Raw genomic sequence first — 696 nt, 5'->3', positions numbered from 1 at the left:
TTCCGGATCTGCTGCAGCGTGGTGTAGTCGGCCATGTTCACGGCGAAGACCGTCGAGGCGTTGAACAGCCCGAAGATCGAGGCCTGCACGGTGAAGGTCACGAGGTCGCCGGCCCAGAGGCAGGAGTAGATCGCCTGCGGGCGGCCCTGCGAGAGGCGCGTGATGTTCTCGGTATAGTCGGGCTGGAAGAGGCGCGGCCAGGTGTCGCCGGTGACCTGCATCTCCGGATAGAAATGCTTCAGGTACTCGACGAACTCCGCCGTGGTGTCGCGGCCATAGGCGTAGTCGGGCGAGACGGTCATCCAGCGCCGCAGGTTGCGCGCCTTGGCGATATTGGCCGCATAGGCGCCGCCGGCGATCGAATCATGGATGCCCATGCGGGCGACCCGGAAGGCGTTCCAGAAGCGCTGGCGCGGATCGGCCGTGAGCGACGAGGTCTCGGAGTTGATGTGCAGCGTGACGGTGCCGGTCTCGCGCACCACCTCGTGCACGGCGAAGCCACCGGAGGAAGGCTCCCCGTCGATGAGGAACTCGCAGCCATCGCTGCTGACCATCTCGCGGGCGAGGCGCGCGGCCTCGGCCGGCGTGCCGCGGCTGTCGCGGATGACCATCTCGATGGGGCGCCCCTCGAGCCCGCCTTCGGAGTTGAAGCGGTCCACCTCCATCTGGATGGCGTTGCGCGAGGAGATGCCGAGC

Annotated in this window: 1 protein-coding gene; it reads right to left on the bottom strand. The window is 67.4% G+C overall.

From position 1 onward, the window contains the following. Window positions 1-696, bottom strand: a 696-nt coding sequence (locus tag AC1DWF_RS34750; protein WP_476843022.1) for an ABC transporter substrate-binding protein, incomplete at both ends; no start/stop codon positions are given.

The sequence above is a fragment of the Aminobacter sp. P4_D5 genome, from assembly GCF_056401815.1.
Note: the sequence above shows the minus strand (reverse complement) of the source record. Positions and strands in the feature narration are given on the sequence as shown.